This window comes from Eubacterium sp. MSJ-13 (assembly GCF_018918235.1).
Classification (GTDB): Bacteria; Bacillota; Clostridia; order Lachnospirales; family Lachnospiraceae; genus Butyribacter.
Genome location: NZ_JAHLQE010000018.1, coordinates 1 through 2,894 on the forward strand (window position 1 = coordinate 1; position 2,894 = coordinate 2,894).

Below are 2,894 nucleotides of genomic sequence, written 5' to 3' on the forward strand. Positions count from 1 at the left end.
AGAGCAGAGCAGAGCAGAGCAGAGCAGAGCAGAGCAGAGCAGAGCAGAGCAGAGCAGATTATCATGGCTTGATATATTAAAGGGAACAGGAATTATTCTGGTTGTAATAGGGCATATCTATCATAATAGCATAATTTATAATTGGCTGTATTCATTTCATATGCCGTTGTTTTTCATTGCAGCAGGTTGGGTGTATAAAGAAAAATCAGTTTTAGTAGATATTAAACGAAGGATACAGACTATAGTTATTCCATATTTTTCGTTTGGTTTTATAATATTGATTTACTGGCAGGTCATAGAGAGAAAATTTCGGGATTCAGATATGAGTTTTATAGATTCTCTTATTGGTTTATTTTCAGGTGCTTATGACAATTTAGACTTCAATGTCCATCTGTGGTTTCTACCATGCTTTTTTGTAACAGTTGTGATATTCAATATTATTGTAAATATTAGTAGCAGGAAAGTTGCGTATATTATTTCTGCTTTGATGAGTATAGTTTATATTATCATTCCAATGCCGGGATTACCTTGGGGTATCGATCGTATGTTTAAGTTTATCGGTTTTTATGCAGTAGGTACATTTTTTGCTGGAGAATTAAATGGAGAAGCATATAAAAAGATGGAAGTTAAAATTTTTGCTGTAGTTCTACTTCTTATAAATTTCTTTTTAGCTTATTTCAATTTAACCACAGGGATCATGTGGTTTATAACTGCATTGATTGGTGTGGCAGGAATGATGTTGTTTGCATGGATTATCAATGAAAATAGACCTCTGCAATACTTTGGTCGAATTTCTTTAATCATTCTTTGTATCCACGGTTCAGTATATAGGATTGTGGTAAAGGTTATTTCTATTCCATTTCGTATGAGTACGGACGCTGTCAGAGAGAATATTCTACTGTCTTTGTTTGTTGTTACTGTAACAATGGTAATATGCAGTATAGCTTACGAAATAGTTATGAGAATTGCACCATGGATGGTAGGAAAAAAGAGTACTTATGCAAATATGTATTGAAGCAATATATTTCTTGAACTACAATAAAAGAGTAGTTTTATACAGGAGGTTACTTCTTATAGGTATGTTTGTAAAAAATTGTTTGCTTTTGTGAAAATTATACAAAGAATAGATTTCGCTGTCGCGAAATCTAGGAAATAAAAGAAGTTCAAAAGATATCAAAAAATAAATCGCCATAGAATATCACGATTTTATCGTATTTTCTGTGGCTTTTCTTAACATTATGTAAATATTCGACCATCTGAACTTTGTTTTGCTCCGAACGCAGTTTAATGATGGATATTATACGACAAATGGACGGTTCTCACCTCGGAGAACATTCGTAGCGGCACATAAGGACATAAAATACATGTCCTAAGTGCCGACGATGTTCTAACGCCATTTGCTGCATAAATATCCATCATTAAAACTGCTGTTTATATAAAAAATATAAAAAGAAAAGCACCCTTCATCACCATAATGGTGTATAATGTAAGTGACCAAACCACATTAAAAGGAGGTGCTTTTCTATGAAGATAATAACACAGATTTCAATATTTGACGATACCCAAAATGAAAATCTTGGAGATTTAGAAAGATTACAAAAAGTTTTTGACAATCTTCCAGATGAAAAATTAATACAAAAATTAAAAGAAAAACGAGGAAAAGGAAGAAATGAATGGCCAGTAGAAGCTATGTGGAATTCTTTTATTGCAAGCTTTATATTTGACCACGACTCTGTTGCAAGTCTTTTAAGAGAATTAAACAGGAACAGTCAGCTCCGTATTATATGCGGATTTCAACCGCATATATATTCTGTATTAACTGACAAGAAAGACAAGTATGGAAAAAAGATAAGGGAAAGCCGATATAAACTGGCTCCGACAGCAAGTGCATATACAAATTTTTTGAACAATTTAAAGGAGTGTGAAGATGAATTAAGAGAAATGTTTGATGCGCTTGTGAAATATATGTATGAAAACCTTAACGGTTTTGGTGAGATTATAGCATCGGACGGAAAAGCTATACAAAGTTACGCACGAAGAATTTCAGAAAAAAACAGCGGTAACAGAGGAGAGGGGATGCCAACTGGTGCCAAAAGAGCTACACAACAACTAAACCTGACGGTGAAAAAGTGGTAAAAACAAAGAAATGGTTTGGATTTCGTCTGCATCTGTTATCAGATGCAACATATGAACTGCCGGTTGATTATGAAGTGACAAAGGCATCGAACAGTGAAGTTAAAGAAACAGAAAAGCTGTTAGATAACATAAAAGAAAAATATCCGGAGAAACTGGAAAAGTGCAAATATTTTCTGGCAGATAAGGGATATGACAGTACGGAGCTGATAGAGTGGCTTACCGCAGAAGGAACAGCTCCAGTTATAGACATAAGAAATATGTGGCAGGGAGATGAAACAAAACAGTTTAAAGATACGAATATCGTTTACGATTACAAAGGAAGAGTATACTATATAACAGACAGTGGAGAGGAAATAGAATTAGTATATAAAGGTTATGATAAGAGCAGGGACAGTCAGAGATATGGATTTCATCCTAAATATCATGATAAAAGGATATTCAGAATACCATTAAAGATAGACCAACGTATATTTACGAAAGTGGCAAGGAATTCAAAAAAATGGAAAAGACTGTATAAAAAAAGAACAAGCATTGAAAGAGTAAACGGACGTATAGACCGTGATTTTCAATTTGAAAAGCATACGATAAGAGGACTGAAAAAGATGAAGATGTTCCTGACCGTGACATTTATAATACAGCTTACATTAGCAAAGGAAAAAATAGAGTCAGGGATAACGAATGGACTGGCAAGGTACACTGCATAAAATAAAAAAGCATATATAAACAGCAGAGATTGATATAAACTTTTCAGCGAATGG

Annotated in this window: 3 protein-coding genes; all 3 read left to right on the forward strand. The window is 33.8% G+C overall.

The genetic code is table 11. From position 1 onward, the window contains the following. Positions 1-1,015, forward strand: a 1,015-nt coding sequence (locus tag KQI69_RS00805; protein ID WP_216563383.1) for an acyltransferase family protein, incomplete at its 5' end; no start/stop codon positions are given. 509 nt (positions 1,016-1,524) lie between these two features. Continuing rightward, a complete protein-coding gene (locus KQI69_RS00810) occupies positions 1,525-2,136 on the forward strand; it encodes a transposase (protein ID WP_216563384.1) in 612 nt (203 codons plus the stop codon). After that, complete coding sequence (locus tag KQI69_RS00815; protein WP_216563385.1) at positions 2,130-2,840, forward strand: transposase; 711 nt, start codon at positions 2,130-2,132, stop codon at positions 2,838-2,840. The genes KQI69_RS00810 and KQI69_RS00815 overlap by 7 nt, the downstream gene beginning before the upstream one ends. Positions 2,841-2,894: the final 54 nt, after the last annotated feature.

What these genes read in the sequence shown, in the direction of transcription:
- KQI69_RS00810 (WP_216563384.1), top strand. Translation starts at nt 1,525, where the DNA reads ATGAAGATAATAACACAGATTTCAATATTTGACGATACCCAAAATGAA.